The 14,031-nt window shown below is 58.1% G+C and carries 13 protein-coding genes; 7 read left to right on the top strand and 6 right to left on the bottom strand.

Annotation, left to right across the window (positions count from 1 at the left end; translation table 11 throughout):
• The first annotated feature begins 15 nt into the window (after nt 1–15).
• Nucleotides 16–639, top strand: coding sequence for a helix-turn-helix domain-containing protein (locus QQL78_RS07345; RefSeq protein ID WP_284372048.1), 624 nt, complete (start codon nt 16–18; stop codon nt 637–639).
• Between the two features lie 209 nt (nt 640–848).
• Here QQL78_RS07345 and QQL78_RS07340 read toward each other — a convergent pair whose 3' ends face one another.
• A complete protein-coding gene (locus QQL78_RS07340) occupies nt 849–2,663 on the bottom strand; it encodes an extracellular solute-binding protein (RefSeq protein ID WP_386257672.1) in 1,815 nt (604 codons plus the stop codon).
• 296 nt (nt 2,664–2,959) lie between these two features.
• On the opposite strand from QQL78_RS07340, the gene QQL78_RS07335 reads away from it, so the two are divergent.
• A complete protein-coding gene (locus QQL78_RS07335) occupies nt 2,960–3,745 on the top strand; it encodes a 3-hydroxybutyrate dehydrogenase (protein WP_284372046.1) in 786 nt (261 codons plus the stop codon).
• Nucleotides 3,746–3,751: 6 nt separating this feature from the next.
• A complete protein-coding gene (locus tag QQL78_RS07330) occupies nt 3,752–4,795 on the top strand; it encodes a patatin-like phospholipase family protein (protein WP_284372044.1) in 1,044 nt (347 codons plus the stop codon).
• 15 nt (nt 4,796–4,810) lie between these two features.
• On the opposite strand, the gene QQL78_RS07325 is transcribed toward QQL78_RS07330, so the two are convergent.
• From QQL78_RS07325 to QQL78_RS07310, 4 genes are all read right to left on the bottom strand, one after another.
• Nucleotides 4,811–5,584, bottom strand: coding sequence for a DUF502 domain-containing protein (locus QQL78_RS07325; RefSeq protein ID WP_284372042.1), 774 nt, complete (start codon nt 5,582–5,584; stop codon nt 4,811–4,813).
• An 87-nt stretch (nt 5,585–5,671) separates the two neighbouring features.
• Nucleotides 5,672–6,613 (bottom strand): pseudouridine-5'-phosphate glycosidase, encoded by a 942-nt coding sequence (locus tag QQL78_RS07320; RefSeq protein ID WP_284372040.1) that lies wholly within the window; start codon nt 6,611–6,613, stop codon nt 5,672–5,674.
• The gene (locus QQL78_RS07315) at nt 6,610–7,494 is read right to left on the bottom strand and encodes a PfkB family carbohydrate kinase (RefSeq protein ID WP_284372037.1); all 885 of its coding nucleotides are present in this window, start codon (nt 7,492–7,494) and stop codon (nt 6,610–6,612) included. The genes QQL78_RS07320 and QQL78_RS07315 overlap by 4 nt, the downstream gene beginning before the upstream one ends.
• A 51-nt stretch (nt 7,495–7,545) precedes the next feature.
• Entirely contained in the window at nt 7,546–8,358 is an 813-nt protein-coding gene (locus tag QQL78_RS07310) for a DUF4198 domain-containing protein (protein ID WP_284372035.1), read from the bottom strand.
• Here QQL78_RS07310 and QQL78_RS07305 point away from each other — a divergent pair.
• Nucleotides 8,357–9,547, top strand: a complete 1,191-nt coding sequence (locus QQL78_RS07305; RefSeq protein WP_284372033.1) for a HupE/UreJ family protein — start codon at nt 8,357–8,359, stop codon at nt 9,545–9,547. The two genes, QQL78_RS07310 and QQL78_RS07305, sit on opposite strands and share 2 nt — an antisense overlap.
• Before the next feature lie 42 nt (nt 9,548–9,589).
• On the opposite strand, the gene QQL78_RS07300 is transcribed toward QQL78_RS07305, so the two are convergent.
• Nucleotides 9,590–10,210, bottom strand: a complete 621-nt coding sequence (locus tag QQL78_RS07300) for a thiamine phosphate synthase (protein ID WP_284372031.1) — start codon at nt 10,208–10,210, stop codon at nt 9,590–9,592.
• 120 nt (nt 10,211–10,330) lie between these two features.
• On the opposite strand from QQL78_RS07300, the gene QQL78_RS07295 reads away from it, so the two are divergent.
• The 3 genes from QQL78_RS07295 to QQL78_RS07285 all read left to right on the top strand — a co-directional run bounded on the left by QQL78_RS07295 (nt 10,331) and on the right by QQL78_RS07285 (nt 13,957).
• On the top strand, nt 10,331–11,083 hold the full coding sequence (locus tag QQL78_RS07295) for an RNA methyltransferase (RefSeq protein WP_284372030.1): 753 nt from the start codon (nt 10,331–10,333) through the stop codon (nt 11,081–11,083).
• A gap of 248 nt (nt 11,084–11,331) precedes the next feature.
• Nucleotides 11,332–12,480 (top strand): heme A synthase, encoded by a 1,149-nt coding sequence (gene ctaA, locus QQL78_RS07290; RefSeq protein ID WP_284372028.1) that lies wholly within the window; start codon nt 11,332–11,334, stop codon nt 12,478–12,480.
• 1 nt (nt 12,481) lies between these two features.
• Nucleotides 12,482–13,957: a carboxypeptidase M32 gene (locus QQL78_RS07285; protein ID WP_284372026.1), complete on the top strand. Its 1,476-nt coding sequence runs from the start codon at nt 12,482–12,484 to the stop codon at nt 13,955–13,957.
• Nucleotides 13,958–14,031 lie beyond the last annotated feature (74 nt).

Genomic DNA, 14,031 nt, shown 5'->3' with positions numbered 1-14,031 from the left:
CGATATAGCGAGGGCATGAGTGAAAATACCTCTCCCTCCCTGATCCGCATCGCCCGCGAAAGCGGCGAGAATGACACCGCACCGCCCGTTGATCTGGGGGTCCGTGTGCGCGAATTGCGCAAAGCACGGGGCTGGACGCTGGAACAGGCAGCAGGACAGGCCGGTCTGGCCCGTTCAACACTCAGCAAGATTGAAAACGGTCAGATGTCCCCGACCTATGATGCATTGAAAAAGCTGGCCGTGGGGTTGGAAATCTCGGTGCCACAGCTGTTCACGCCCCCTGCGGCTGAAAAGATCAACGGGCGGATGGCGGTGACCAAATCAGGGGAAGGGGCCGCCAAGGCGACCGTCACCTATGAGCACGAGCTTCTGGTCGACACGCTGCGCAAAAAGCAGATGCTGCCCTATCGCGCAAGGATCCGGGCCCGCGCGATGGAAGAGTTTGACGGCTGGGTGCGCCATGACGGCGAAGAATTTCTATATGTGCTGACAGGCGTGGTGCTGCTGTTCACGGAGTTTTATGAACCCGTCGAATTGCGCCGTGGTGACAGTGCCTATTATGACGCGACGATGGGGCACAATGTTGTGTCTACCAGCGCAGAGGATGCAACCATCCTTTGGGTGACTTCGCTGGTCTAGCGCCGCCGCCTGATCTGTCGGCGTTAAAACGATGACGGACCGAGGTGCGGGGCATCACCCTGCTTCATCCCACCAGAGGAATTAACGCATCAGCGCGCATCACACGGTGGACGAAGCGGCTTTCAAAAAAGATCAGGCAAGGCAAAGAACCACCATGCGCGCAGCTCTATACCGATAGCTGCTAGTTGCGCGGTCACAGCCCTGTGGCGTTATTCCTGCCACCACCAAAGCTCGGGCATGTAGTTGGGGCCATCACCATAGATTGGGATTACATCGGGGTATTTCATTTCAGCGCGATGTGCGATCATCCCGGCATCAAATTGCCAGAAGGGGATCACATACCGCCCCGCCGTCAACACGCGATCCAGGGCGCGGGTGGCATGGGTGAACTCTTGCGATGTTTTCGCTGAAAGCATGGTGTCGATCATCGCATCGACCGCAGGACCCTCTACGCCCATCAGATTGCGTGATCCTTCCTGTGTGGCCGCTGCAGTGCCCCAATAATAGCGTTGCTCATTGCCGGGGGACAGGGACAGGGCGCGGCGGAAATGCACCATGTCAAAATCAAAGGCATTGCTGCGTTGGGTCAATTGCGCGGCATCCACCGCTTCGACCACTGCCCTGATGCCCAGACGGGTCAGCGCCTGAACATATAGTTCGGCAATTTTGGTATGCTCTGCGTTGCCCTTGGACAGCAGAATCTCAAATTCCAGCGGCGTGCCGTCAGGGCCGCGCATGGTGCCCCCTTCGGCGGAATAGCCAGCCGCCTGTAGCTGTTTCATCGCGGCACGAATACCCGCGCGATTGCGGGCAGAGCCGTCAGAGACGGGCAGGGCGTATCCCTCAAGGGTGTCCTGTGGCAGGGTTTCCTTAAACGGGGTAAGCAGGGCTGCGACTTCGGGCGGGGCGGCACCTGGTTCCATGGCCAGCACAGAACCGGAGAAATAGGATGTGATGCGCGGCAGGCTGCCGCCGGTCAGCGTCTCATTGATATATTCAAAGTTGAACGCTTGGATCAGCGCATCACGCACCCGCCAGTCGTCAAAAGGCGCGCGGCGGGTGTTCATCACAAAGCCGGTCATGCCAGAGGGTTTCTGATGCGGGAAGGTCGATTTAATGACCTCACCCCGGGCAACGGCGGGAAAGTCGTATTGTGTCGCCCATGTCTCGGCGTTGAATTCGCGCATGGCGGAAATCTCGCCGGCCTTGAACGCCTCCTGCAGGACATTGGCGTCGCCGTAAAAGTCGATCTTGATTTGGTCGAAATTGTGAGTGCCTTGGCGAAACGGCACATCTGCCCCCCAGTAATCGGGGTTGCGCGTCAGGGTGACCTGACGGCCAGCGTCATAGTCGGAAACAACATAGGCACCGGTGCCCAGCGGAATATCGGCGAGGGGCGCATTGGCGAAATCACGCCCTTCCCATTGTGCCTTGGACAGGATCGGGCGCATGCCCGCCAGCAGGGCCAGTTCACGGTTATCACCCTTGAAGGTGAACCGGATCTTGCGCGGGCCGGTTGCGGTGATGCTTTCGATTTGGCGGTAAAGCCCGTGGTAGCGCGGATGCCCTTCTGTCCCCAACAGCGCGTAGGAAAAGATAACGTCCTCAACCGTGACCGGGGTGCCATCGGAAAACGCGGCCTCCGGGCGCAGGGTAAATTCAACCCACGCGCGCGATTCGGGAACTTCCAGCGATTCGGCCAATAATCCGTAAAGGGTGAAGGGTTCATCCTGTGAGCGGCCCATCAAACTTTCGTGAGTGAACTGGTGCAACTGCCACGGGACATTGCCTTTGCGCACGAAGGGATTGAGGCTGTCGAAGGCCCCGGTATTGCCCAGCGTGATCTGACCACCCTTAGGGGCATCGGGGTTGGCATAGGGCAGGGATGTAAAATCGGCTGGCAGGGCCGGATCGCCATACATAGCTAGCCCATGAACCGATTCTGCCTGCGCTGCAAAACCCCAGAGAATCAGCGAAGAAACCCCCGCAACGCCCCGCAACTTTTGGAAAATATCGTTCTCCATTTTGGCAACAATCCCGGACAGCCCTTGTTTTGTTGGGCCTATGGTTAATTGGCTCCAGCGTCCAGTTCAAACTTTATACTTGGCGCAATGACGTTGATCTCGTATAAAGGGGTCACTGCTCGATAGGTTTCTTGCCTGTATGAAACCTGCCTCAATAACTTAACGCCAGCTTCGTGCTGGCGTTTTTTTTTGGCTGTGCAGGGGGTCAGGCAGAAGCCATCGCAATTGTGCGTTTCCTTCTGTGTGATTGCAGGCCATTGTGCAGATGCAGCATTTATTGATCAAGGAGCGCCGTCATGGCTTTCACCATCGACCTGTCTGGCAAAACTGCCGTCATCACCGGATCGAACTCTGGCATCGGCCTTGGGATTGCCTGGGAATTTGCCCGTGCCGGTGCGGATGTTGTGCTGAACTCCTTCACCGACAATGAGGAAGATCACGCGCTGGCCCAGCAGATTGCGGATGAAACCGGCGTCACTGCCCGGTACATTCAGGCCGATATGTCCAAAGGTGCGCAGTGCCGCAATCTGATCACCCAAGCGGGGCGTTGTGATATTCTGGTGAACAACGCAGGTATCCAACATGTCGCACCGATCCCCGAATTCCCGGAGGACAAGTGGGACGCAATCATCGCCATCAATATGTCCTCTGCATTTCACACCACCGCAGTGGCCTTGCCCAAGATGCGCCAGTTCGGCTGGGGCAGGGTGATCAATGTGGCCTCTGCCCATGGGTTGACGGCATCGCCTTATAAATCGGCCTATGTGGCGGCGAAACACGGGGTTGTTGGCTTGACCAAGGTAACGGCGCTGGAAACCGCTAAAGACCCGATCACCTGCAATGCGATCTGCCCGGGTTATGTGTTGACGCCAATTGTTGAAAAGCAGATTCCCGACACGATGAAAGAATATGACATGACCCGCGAAGAGGTCATCGAGAATGTCATGCTGACCCGCCAGCCCTCCAAGGAATTTGCCACCGTTGAGCAGCTGGGCGGTACAGCCACCTTCCTGTGTTCGGATGCTGCGGCACAGATCACCGGCACCACGGTCAGTGTTGATGGCGGCTGGACAGCACTGTAACCGGATATGGCAAAACAGACCGGTAAACTGCGGATCAACCTCGCGCTTCAGGGGGGCGGTGCCCATGGGGCTTTCACTTGGGGCGTGCTTGACCGGCTGTTGCAGGAGGATGACATCGAGATTGGTGCCATCTCCGGCACCTCCGCCGGGGCGCTGAACGGGGCCGCACTGAAGGCCGGATGGGTCAAAAACGGCGCGCAGGGCGCGCGGGACAATCTCGACTGGCTTTGGATGCAGGTGGCGGGTGTCGATGATCTGGAAAAGACCAACTGGATGGCCCCGTTTGGCGTTGGGGCGCTGAGCAGGGCCATGGAATACAGCTGGCCTGTGGCAATGGCGGATGCGATCAATAATGTGACATCGCCCTATAGCTACGGGCCGTTTTACCGCAACCCGCTGACTGATATCGTTGCCAAGTTCGACTATGACAAAGTGTGTAACTCTGTCGCTCCACATCTGCACATCTGTGCCACCCGGGTGCGCAATGGCAAGATCAAGGTGTTTTCCGGCGATGAGATCAGCCCGGAGGCGATCATGGCCTCGGCCTGTTTGCCAACCCTGTTTCAGGCCGTTCAGATTTTCGACCCGCAGACCAACAGGGTCGAACCTTTCTGGGATGGCGGCTACACGGGCAACCCCGCGCTGTTTCCCCTGTTTGATGATGCACTGCCGGCAGATATCGTGATCATCAACATCAATCCTTTGGAGCGTGAGGACCTGCCGGTCACCCCCAAAGAGATCCAGAACCGGATCAATGAGATCAGTTTCAATTCCAGCCTGCTGCGGGAATTGCGGGCGATTGATTTTGTTCAACGCCTGTTGGACGAAGGCACGCTGCCCGAAAGCCGCATGCACCGTGTGCGGGTGCATATGATTGCCGACGATGATCTGATGGCGCAGCTGTCAGTTGCGACCAAGACCGTGCCAAATGCTGCTGTTATCGCCAAGCTGAAGCAGGCAGGACAAACGGCGGCAGAGCGGTTTTTGACGGATCACAAGGGCAAGATCGGCAAGGAAAGCAGCGTAAACTTGCGTCAGATGTTCGCCTAGCTGCCAGATATTCGCCTAGCTGTCCGACCGTGTTTCCTCGGCCTCTGCAATCTTGTTCGCCAGCTCAAGCACGTCATTTCCGTCCGTGCCTGACGCGGTGTCCGGTGGATAGGCCAGCCCGGCAGAAATCACCAGCTTGGCCGCATCCTCTACGGTCATGTCCAGTTCGATCACATCGGATTTTGGAAAGATCAGCAGAAACCCGGAAGTCGGGTTGGGTGTTGTTGGCAGAAAGACCGATACCATCGGTTCGTCTTTCTCACCTGTTTTTCTGGAAATCTCGCCCTTTGCGTCGGTAGAGATGAACCCAAGCGCCCAGATGCCGCGCCGCGGGTATTCGATCAGGCAGGCTTTTTCGAAACTGCGTTCGGATTGGGCAAAAATGGTTTCGGAGATTTGTTTGATGCCGGAATAGATCGTGCGGACAACCGGTGTGCGCAAGACAAGGCTTTCGGCAAAGCGGATCATCGAGCGACCGATATAGCCTTTGGCGAGCCAGCCGACAACAATGGTGAAGATCAGGAAGATCACCACGCCAAGGCCGCGCACGTTGATTTGGACAGAAGGGTCCAGCCCCAGCATATCCTGCAACATGCGATCCGGGTGATAGGAGGACGGCACCAGAGGCAGGACGAACCCGTCAATCCAGCCAACAACCGACCAGATTAACCAGATTGTCAGCCCGACCGGGGCAATCACCACAAGTCCGGTCAGAAACGACGCGCGCAGCGATCCAATGATGGAACCACGCTTTTTCGGTGGGGTTTCAAGGTCAAAGGGCGTGTTCATAGTGTTTTCTGATCCGGTGCTGGTCCCATGTCAGTTAGGGGCTTTCTGCCGCTGCGACAATGGGTGCGCAGCTTCGGATCAGAATATTCATCGGTTCGTGCTGCGCAAACGGGGTTCTCCGGTGGCCAAAAGTGCAGCAATTGCCGCCGCCAGCCGTGCGTTGTTACGGACAAGGGCGATATTGGCGGTCAGGGAGCGACCTTCGGTCAGCTCGAAAATGCGTTGCAGCAGATAGGGGGTGACACCTTTACCGGTGATGCTGTGGGTCTCTGCATCCTGTTGGGCTTGCGCGATGACAGGTGCCAGCGTGGCGGCGGGGATTTCCGCATCTGATGGGATCGGGTTGGCGACCAACTGCCCACCCGGCAGCCCCATCTCCACGCGGGTCTGATGGGCGCGCGCGATGTCTTCTGCGCTGTCCAGACGCAAGGGGGCCTTTAAATCAGAGGTTGCAGACCAGAAGGCCGGAAAACTGTCCTGCCCATAGGCGATCACCGGAACACCCTGTGTCTCAAGCACTTCAAGGGTTTTGGGCACGTCCAGAATGGCCTTGGCCCCGGCGGCCACCACAGTCACAGGCGTTTGCGCCAGTTCCATCAGGTCGGCGGAAATATCAAAAGTCCCCTCGGCCCCTTTATGCACGCCGCCAATGCCGCCGGTGGCAAACACTGCGATACCGGCCAGCTGTGCGGCGATCATGGTTGCGGCAACGGTGGTGGCCCCGGTACGCCCGGTGGCAATGCACACGGCCATATCCGCGCGGCTGAGCTTGGCGACATTCCTGGCCTGCGCCAGCGCAATCAGCTGCTTTTCCTCAAGCCCGATGTGCAACTGCCCGTCGATTACCGCAATTGTCGCGGGGGTGGCCCCGGCAGCGCGCACATCCGCCTCGACTTGCCGGGCAACCTCAAGGTTCTGCGGATAGGGCATGCCATGGGTGATGATGGTGCTTTCAAGCGCCACAATGGGCAAGCCGCCGTCACGGGCGTTGGCAACTTCGCTGCTGAAGGTCAGGGGGAAGGATGTCATATGGTGGTCTCTCCTGAGACATAGAGGGCTGCAGCCTCAAGCGCTTGGGAAAGCGCCTTGGCCGGATCATGCCCGTTTAATTCCGCCGCGATATGTGCAGCCATAAATGTGTCACCGGCACCTGTCACACGGGTTACATGTACCTGTGGCGGTTGTTGGGTGATCAACCCCGTCGCTGCGCCTACAGTGGCGGGATTGCTGCCATCGGTTACAACGGCACGTATGGTGCCGCGCGCCAGCAGGGCACTCGCCGCCTCTGATGAATTGGCAAAGGAGGTCTGGCACAACAGGCCCGCCTCTTCGAGGTTCACATAAAGCGTACCACGTTTGGCCTGAATAAACGGGCTAAGGCGCAGGGCCTTGCCGGGGGAGGCCGGTGCGACCCGTAAATCCGCCGCCGCCAGCAGCGGGCTTTGTGCCATCTGGCCCAACAGATCAACGGTCAGATTGCCATCCAATGCAATGGCACCGGCATAGGGGGACGGCAGGCTGCCATCGGTCAGCGGGCGCAGGATCTTGTCACCTGCCGCTTCCAGCGAATGGGCATCCGCAATGGCGGCGATCAGACCGTTTGACCCTTCCACCGCCATATATTTGTCCGTTGGCAAATCATCAGAGCGGTAAATGAACTCTGTCGTCAAACCGCGCACCTGACAGGCGGCAATCAGGGCATCGCCGTCAGTATCCCGCCCGACCGCACTGAGCAAAGCGGGGCGCAATCCAAAGCGGGCAAGCGCCATGCCAATGTTCAGGGCCACACCACCCGGCAATTGCGTGATGCGCCCCGGCATGTCCGAGCCTTGACGCATGGTCGTTTCAGACCGGCCTATCACATCCCAAAGGACGGAGCCGATGCACAGGATATCAGGTGTTGCATTCATAGCTGCGGTTTACCCATGCGAGGCTGCCGGACGCAAGCAGGATACTGCGATTTACTGCGGAACCGCAAAGGTCAGCGCGGCCCAATAGGTCTGCCAGACAATTGCGTTTTCTTCGGTGGTTGCATCGGCGGCGGGGTGCAGCACCACAGCATCAAAAAGGTACTCATACCCCGGTGACACAGGAATTTCCGCTTTGCCCTCCGCATTTGTGCGGTGCAGGGTGATGGTCACACTGTCATCCGGCGCCCGTGCAAATACCTCGACCTGCGCATCCGGGCGCGGGGCACCATCGAGATACAACATCACCGCCATTGTTCCTGCAAACCCTTCTTCGTAAGGGTTGGTCAGAGCCACAAATTCGGTTTTCAGACCGGCGCCACTGTCGGTTCCCGCACCTGAGCCAATGGCAATCAGCGATTTGATATGGCGCGAATAGATTTCGCGGAACTTTTCCTGTGACCATCCGGCGGCGATGTGATCCACTTCGGCATTGGTGAAATCCTTGTGGGCGACAAATTTCTGAAACTTTTCCCAGTCTCTGTACGTCACTGTTGAGGTGGTGGTTTCATGGACCACACTGATCAACTTGTCTTTCAGGGGCAGGGCAATATCCAGGGCTGGCGAATCGCCGGCGCGGGGGGAGACAGGAAAAGGCGTGCCATCAATGATGATGTCGAACCGGATGGAGCTGCGGTCGAAAAAGGACTGTGAATTGCCTTTAAATTCCTCGCCATTCTTAAAATGCGCTTGAACTCTGTCTCCTGCGGCGACTTGATAAGACAAGGGCTCTATCCAGTACTCATGCGCATTGGCGGTGAAGGGCAGGGCACAAAACAGAAGGGTAAAGAGGCGGTGAGCAATCATGACAACAACTTTCATTAAGACAGTCTACAAGCTGGTGGTACTGGCAGTTTTGTCAATGCTTGGATTCCTATTCGCCCCAGAGGCGCATGCTCATGAGGTGGAACCCACAATTGGTGATTTGACAGTAGCAGACGGACAGGCCGAGCTGACCCTGCGCATCAATCTTGAGGCCTTTATTGCCGGCATCGATCTGGACAGCATCAGCGATACCAATGATGCGGAGAATGCAGCGGGCTATGATGCGCTGCGGGCGATGTCTGGGGAGGATATCCGCCAGCGTACACCCGCCTTGCTCGACATGTGGAATGATCTGCCACTGCTCTCTGTAGACGGGGTGCCTGTGCAGTTGGAAAGCCAATCGATGCGCGTGCCCGAAGATGTCGATATTGAGCTATCACGGGTGTCCGAATGGGTATTACGGGGCGAGGTCGCCGATGCAGCGCAACACGTCACCCTGTCATGGCCCGAGGGCGCAGGTGCAATGGTGCTGCGTCAACAGGGGGTAGATGCGCCGTTTACCGGATATCTGGCGGGCGGGGAAACCAGCCCTGAAATTTCCGTTGCCGGGGGGGGTGCGATGTCTGCCTCCGAGGCGCTTGTCAGCTATATCCCTGTTGGGTTTGACCACATCCTGCCGCAGGGGCTGGATCATATCCTGTTTGTTTTGGGGTTGTTCCTGCTCTCGACCCGTTGGGGTCCGCTTTTGTGGCAGGTCACGGCTTTTACGCTGGCGCATACGGTCACGTTGGCCTTGGGGGCGATGGGCTGGGTCACAATTCCCGGCTCGATTGTGGAGCCGCTGATTGCCGCGTCAATTGTCTATGTGGCGGTTGAAAACATCTTCATGCGCGGGCTGAGTACATGGCGGCCGCTGATTGTCTTTGGTTTCGGCTTGTTGCACGGGCTGGGCTTTGCCTCTGTGCTGGGGGAATTTGGCCTGCCCGAAGGGCAGTTCATTCCCGCGCTGATCGGGTTTAACGTCGGGGTCGAACTGGGGCAACTGACGGTTATTGCCATGGCAGCAGCATTGATCTGGCTGAGTGTGCGCGCCGCCAATGCCGCCAAGATCGACGGCGAAGAAGGTGCCGTGCGCAGCTATCCGGTGATGTTCCGCGCGGTATCTGTCACCGGATCATTGCTGATCGCGATTATCGGTGCATGGTGGGTGGTTGAGCGGGTGTTCCTGTAAGCGGCGCGGCGCAAACCAGTTGGGGGTGGGTTCGCACCCACCCTACATCATAGCTTTGATCAGCGTGCCAAGGGCCGCTTTGGGATCAGCATCCTGCCAGATTTCATCGCCGATGCCGAAAAAGTCGGTATAAGGAGCAAGCGCGCGGATCATCTCTGCGTTCAGGCTACCTTCGGCGACAACAGGGACCTCGATCACCTCTGACCACCATTCAAAAATTTCGCGCTCGGCAAAAGATCCATCGCCCAAGGTGCTGGCCTGAACCGGACCAAAGCTGATGTAATCCGCGCCCGCTTCACCAGCTGCCATGCCGTCATGTTTGGAAGGGCCACAGAAGCTGCCGACGATGGCATCCTCGCCCAGTTCCTTGCGGGTGAAACGGACCGAACGGGCGGCATCGGACAGGTGTACCCCATCAAGGCCAAGCCGTTCGACCATTTGCAGATGATCTGTCACCACCAATGCCACGTCACGTGCATGGGTCACCTCGCGCAGGGCATCGGCGGCGCGGGACAATTCAACCTCATCCTTTGTAGACAGGGCAAGACGCACGCAGGCCACCGGATGGGCATCCAGAACAGCCGCCAATTGCGGCGCAAAGGTGCTTGGATCAATCTCGGTCGGGGTGATCAGGTAGATCTGGGGGTGTTCGGGCGTGTCCATCTTGGCGTCCTTTTGCGGTAACTTATGCAGCACTAGCTGAGTGCTGTCGAAAAGAAAACGGGGGTTTGTGACCTGCGGCTGGTCTTGCAGGTGCAATGCCCCCGGCGTATGAGGCGTTTTATGTCAGATACAGTGATCCCCCCCGCCATTCCTGCCTTTATTCTGGTCCGCCCGCAAATGGGGGAAAACATTGGGGCGGCCTCCCGCGCGATGTGGAACTTTGGCCTGGATCACATGCGTATCGTGGCACCGCGGGACGGTTGGCCCAATCCGGCAGCGGTTGCCATGGCCTCCGGCGCGGGGCGTCTGCTGGACGAGGCCAAGCTTTGTGCGGATCTGCCTGATGCTTTGGCGGATTGCGATTTTGTTTTCGCCACCACCGCACGCAGCCGTGACTTGACCAAACCTGTGTTCAGCCCGGAAGCGGCCATGGTGGAAACGCGCAGGCGCATTGCCGCTGGCCAGCGGGTGGCGGTGCTGTTCGGGCCAGAGCGCGCGGGGCTTGAAAATGATGATATTGCGCGGGCCAATGCAATTGTCTCGGTACCGGTGAATCCGGCCTTTGCCTCTTTGAACCTTGCGCAATGTGTATTGCTGATGGGCTATGAATGGATGCGCGGCGGTGATGCAGTGGTCGCTGTTGAAGATGGTTTGGCCGGCACCGAATGGGCCAGCGGGCAAGAGGTGGAACATCTGGCCGCCCATTATGAAGAGCGGATGGAAGCGGCGGGGTTCTTTTATCCGGCCCATAAAGAGGTTTCGATGAAGGTGAACCTGCGCAATATGTGGTCGCGTATGGCCTTGACGCGGGCGGATGTGCAGATGCTGCATGGGATGATGCGGCAGATGGTGCGATGGAAAGAACGCGACTGAGGTGAGCGTGGCCCCTGTTGCAAAGGGGCGGGCAAGCCCGCGTTCGATTTTATGAATTTTCCTTGGAAAATTCGGGCGAGACGCTGTCTCGCGCTCTGCAGGATATAAGGCCAAAAAGAGAAAAGAAGATTGCGCCGGCGTCTGACCACCATGTGGCGTTGCGGCAAATTGCGCCGGGAGTAGGGTGGCCCTAGACCTTGGGGGAGACTTGCAATACCACTCTTTCAACTGCGATTTAGAGGCGGAACATGGCTGGGAAACGCAAGCTTTTTGAAGATGTCGGGGCTGATCAGGCGGCAAAACCTGTTGTTCAGACAGGGGTGATTGATCGCGGCCGGGGCGCGGGGCGCGGGGCCATCCGGGTCTGGCTGATGGTATTGTTTGTACTGGTCTTTGTGATGATTTCTGTCGGTGGGATGACCAGATTGACGGATTCAGGGCTCTCGATCACCGAATGGCGTCCCTTTACCGGTGCTGTGCCGCCGTTGAATGCGGCGGATTGGGCGTCGGAGTTTGAGAAATATCAGCAGATTGACGAATTCAGATTGCAAAATGCCTGGATGACTCTTGCTGATTTCAAACTGATCTATTGGTGGGAATGGGGCCATCGCCAGTTGGGGCGTGTGATTGGATTGGTCTGGGCAATCGGGTTTGTCTGGTTTCTGTTGCGCCGTCAAATTCCGGCCGGCTGGCATGGTCGTTTGCTGTGGTTGGGGGCGCTTGGAGGCGCGCAGGGCGCAATCGGCTGGTGGATGGTGGCCTCTGGGGTGACCACGGGTGAGGGGGCACTGGACGTTAAAAGCTACCGTTTGGCGACCCATTTGGGGCTGGCTTTCGTGATCCTTGGGTTCATTACCTGGTATGTGTTGTTGCTGGGCCGGACAGAGCGGGATCTGATGCAGGCACGGCGGGCAAAAGAGGCCAAGCCGTTTTCGTTGGCCACCGGGCTGATGCATTTTGCATTTTTGCAGATTTTGCTGGGGGCGCTGGTCGCGGGTATTGATGCGGGGCGGTATTTTGTCGACTGGCCCCTGATGCAGGGACAGTTCTTTCCGCCGGATGCTTTCAGCGAGACCCCGGTATGGCGCAATTTCTTTGAAAACCCCGGTCTGGTCCAATTCATGCACCGCATCAGCGGCTATCTTTTGGCGGTTTTCGGTGTTGTGGTCTGGCTGAGGGGGCGCACATCGGCCCATGCCACCACACGGTTTGCGTTTAATGCGGTGATGGCGGTTCTGGCGCTGCAGATCCTTTGGGGGATCATCACCGTGCTTTATGCGGCACCAGTCCATATTGCGCTGGTCCATCAGGCGCTTGCTGTGGTCCTTTGGGTTTTGATCCTGCGAGCACGGTATCTGAGCGCCTATCCTATTGCCTCTCGTATTCAAGGAAACTGACATGACAGCATTTGCCGAACTGATGGCGCATCAGCGCGAAACGCAGGCCCTTTCGCAGGTGATGGGCCGGCTGGGCTGGGATCAGGAAACCATGATGCCGAGGGGCGCGGCACCGCAACGCGCCGAAGAAATGGCCGCCCTTGAGGGGGTGTTGCACGGGAGGCGCACGGATCCAAGGGTTGCTGAATGGCTGGATTCCATTGACGAGGCTGCACTGGACGAGGTGGGCCGTGCGCAGATCCGCCATATCCAGCGCGCCTATGATCGGGCTTCAAAGGTCCCGGCTGCGCTGGCGGCGCGGATTGCGCGGGTGACCTCTGAGGCACAGGGGATCTGGGCAGAAGCCCGTGCGCAGGATGATTTTGCCGCATTTGCGCCAACCCTGACCGAAGTGCTGGCCTTGAAGCGTGAGGAAGGGCAGGCGCTGGCCGCCAGTGGCGATGTCTATGACGCGATGTTGCAGGATTATGAGCCGGGCACCACGGGTGCCGAACTTGAGGCGATGTTCGGGGCGTTAAGGCCCGAGTTGACCCGTTTGCGCGCCGCGGTCCGGGCCGCCAAGGCACCGCCGCAGCTGACCGGGGATTTTGACGAAGGCGCGCAGATGAAACTGACGCGGCAATTGGCGCGCGATTTTGGCTATGACATGAGCCACGGGCGGGTGGACAAGGCGGTGCATCCGTTTTCTTCCGGTTCGGGGCTGGATGTTCGGGTGACCACGAGGACCAGCATTCGCGATCCATTCAACTGTTTTTACTCTACCATCCATGAAGTGGGCCATGGTGCCTATGAGCAGAACATCAGCCGTGACTATCTGCTGACACCTTTGGGCAGCGGTGCCTCGATGGGCGTGCATGAGAGCCAAAGCCGGATTTATGAAAACCAGATCGGCCGCAGCCGTGCATTCTGCGGGTATCTGTTCACGCAGATGCGGGAAGCCTTTGGTGATTTTGGGGTGGCGGATGCCGAAATCTTTTACAAGATCGTCAATCGGGTATCGGACGGGTTTATTCGTACCGAGGCGGATGAATTGCAGTATAACCTGCATGTGCTGATGCGGTTCGATCTGGAGCGGGCGCTGGTCAGCCATGATCTACAGGTGGGTGACCTTGAGGCCGCGTGGAACGACCGTTTCGAGGCTGATTTTGGCTATGCGGTCGATAAACCCTCAAACGGTGTGTTGCAGGATGTGCATTGGTCGGTTGGGCTGATCGGTTACTTCCCGACCTATAGTTTGGGTAATGTCTATGCGGGCTGTCTGAACGAGGCTATGCGCAAGGATCTGCCGGATCTGGACGATGAGCTGGCACAGGGTGTGACCAGCGGGGCGACCGGTTGGCTGGGTCAGAAGGTGCAGCAGCACGGCGGCTTGTATGAGCCGCGCGAGGTGATCGAAAAGGCCAGCGGGGCTGCGCCAAGCGAGGCACCTTTGATCCGCTATCTGACGCAGAAATTTGGCGAACTTTACGATCTATAGGGTGGGCTGGGGCGAACAAGGGCCGTTGGACCACATGCATCCATGAACAATGCAGCTCCCGGCTGATGCCAGCC

The organism is Sulfitobacter pacificus, from assembly GCF_030159975.1.
In the GTDB taxonomy this organism is placed as follows: Bacteria; Pseudomonadota; Alphaproteobacteria; order Rhodobacterales; family Rhodobacteraceae; genus Sulfitobacter; species Sulfitobacter pacificus.
This window is presented reverse-complemented; position numbering and strand designations above follow the sequence as displayed.

Excerpts from the sequence above, each read along its gene's own strand:
- QQL78_RS07345 (WP_284372048.1), top strand. The coding sequence starts at position 16 with ATGAGTGAAAATACCTCTCCCTCCCTGATCCGCATCGCCCGCGAAAGC.
- QQL78_RS07340 (WP_386257672.1), bottom strand. The coding sequence starts at position 2,663 with ATGGAGAACGATATTTTCCAAAAGTTGCGGGGCGTTGCGGGGGTTTCT.
- QQL78_RS07335 (WP_284372046.1), top strand. The coding sequence starts at position 2,960 with ATGGCTTTCACCATCGACCTGTCTGGCAAAACTGCCGTCATCACCGGA.
- QQL78_RS07330 (WP_284372044.1), top strand. The coding sequence starts at position 3,752 with ATGGCAAAACAGACCGGTAAACTGCGGATCAACCTCGCGCTTCAGGGG.
- QQL78_RS07325 (WP_284372042.1), bottom strand. The coding sequence starts at position 5,584 with ATGAACACGCCCTTTGACCTTGAAACCCCACCGAAAAAGCGTGGTTCC.
- QQL78_RS07320 (WP_284372040.1), bottom strand. The coding sequence starts at position 6,613 with ATGACATCCTTCCCCCTGACCTTCAGCAGCGAAGTTGCCAACGCCCGT.
- QQL78_RS07315 (WP_284372037.1), bottom strand. The coding sequence starts at position 7,494 with ATGAATGCAACACCTGATATCCTGTGCATCGGCTCCGTCCTTTGGGAT.
- QQL78_RS07305 (WP_284372033.1), top strand. The coding sequence starts at position 8,357 with ATGACAACAACTTTCATTAAGACAGTCTACAAGCTGGTGGTACTGGCA.
- QQL78_RS07310 (WP_284372035.1), bottom strand. The coding sequence starts at position 8,358 with ATGATTGCTCACCGCCTCTTTACCCTTCTGTTTTGTGCCCTGCCCTTC.
- QQL78_RS07300 (WP_284372031.1), bottom strand. The coding sequence starts at position 10,210 with ATGGACACGCCCGAACACCCCCAGATCTACCTGATCACCCCGACCGAG.
- QQL78_RS07295 (WP_284372030.1), top strand. The coding sequence starts at position 10,331 with ATGTCAGATACAGTGATCCCCCCCGCCATTCCTGCCTTTATTCTGGTC.
- ctaA (WP_284372028.1), top strand. The coding sequence starts at position 11,332 with ATGGCTGGGAAACGCAAGCTTTTTGAAGATGTCGGGGCTGATCAGGCG.
- QQL78_RS07285 (WP_284372026.1), top strand. The coding sequence starts at position 12,482 with ATGACAGCATTTGCCGAACTGATGGCGCATCAGCGCGAAACGCAGGCC.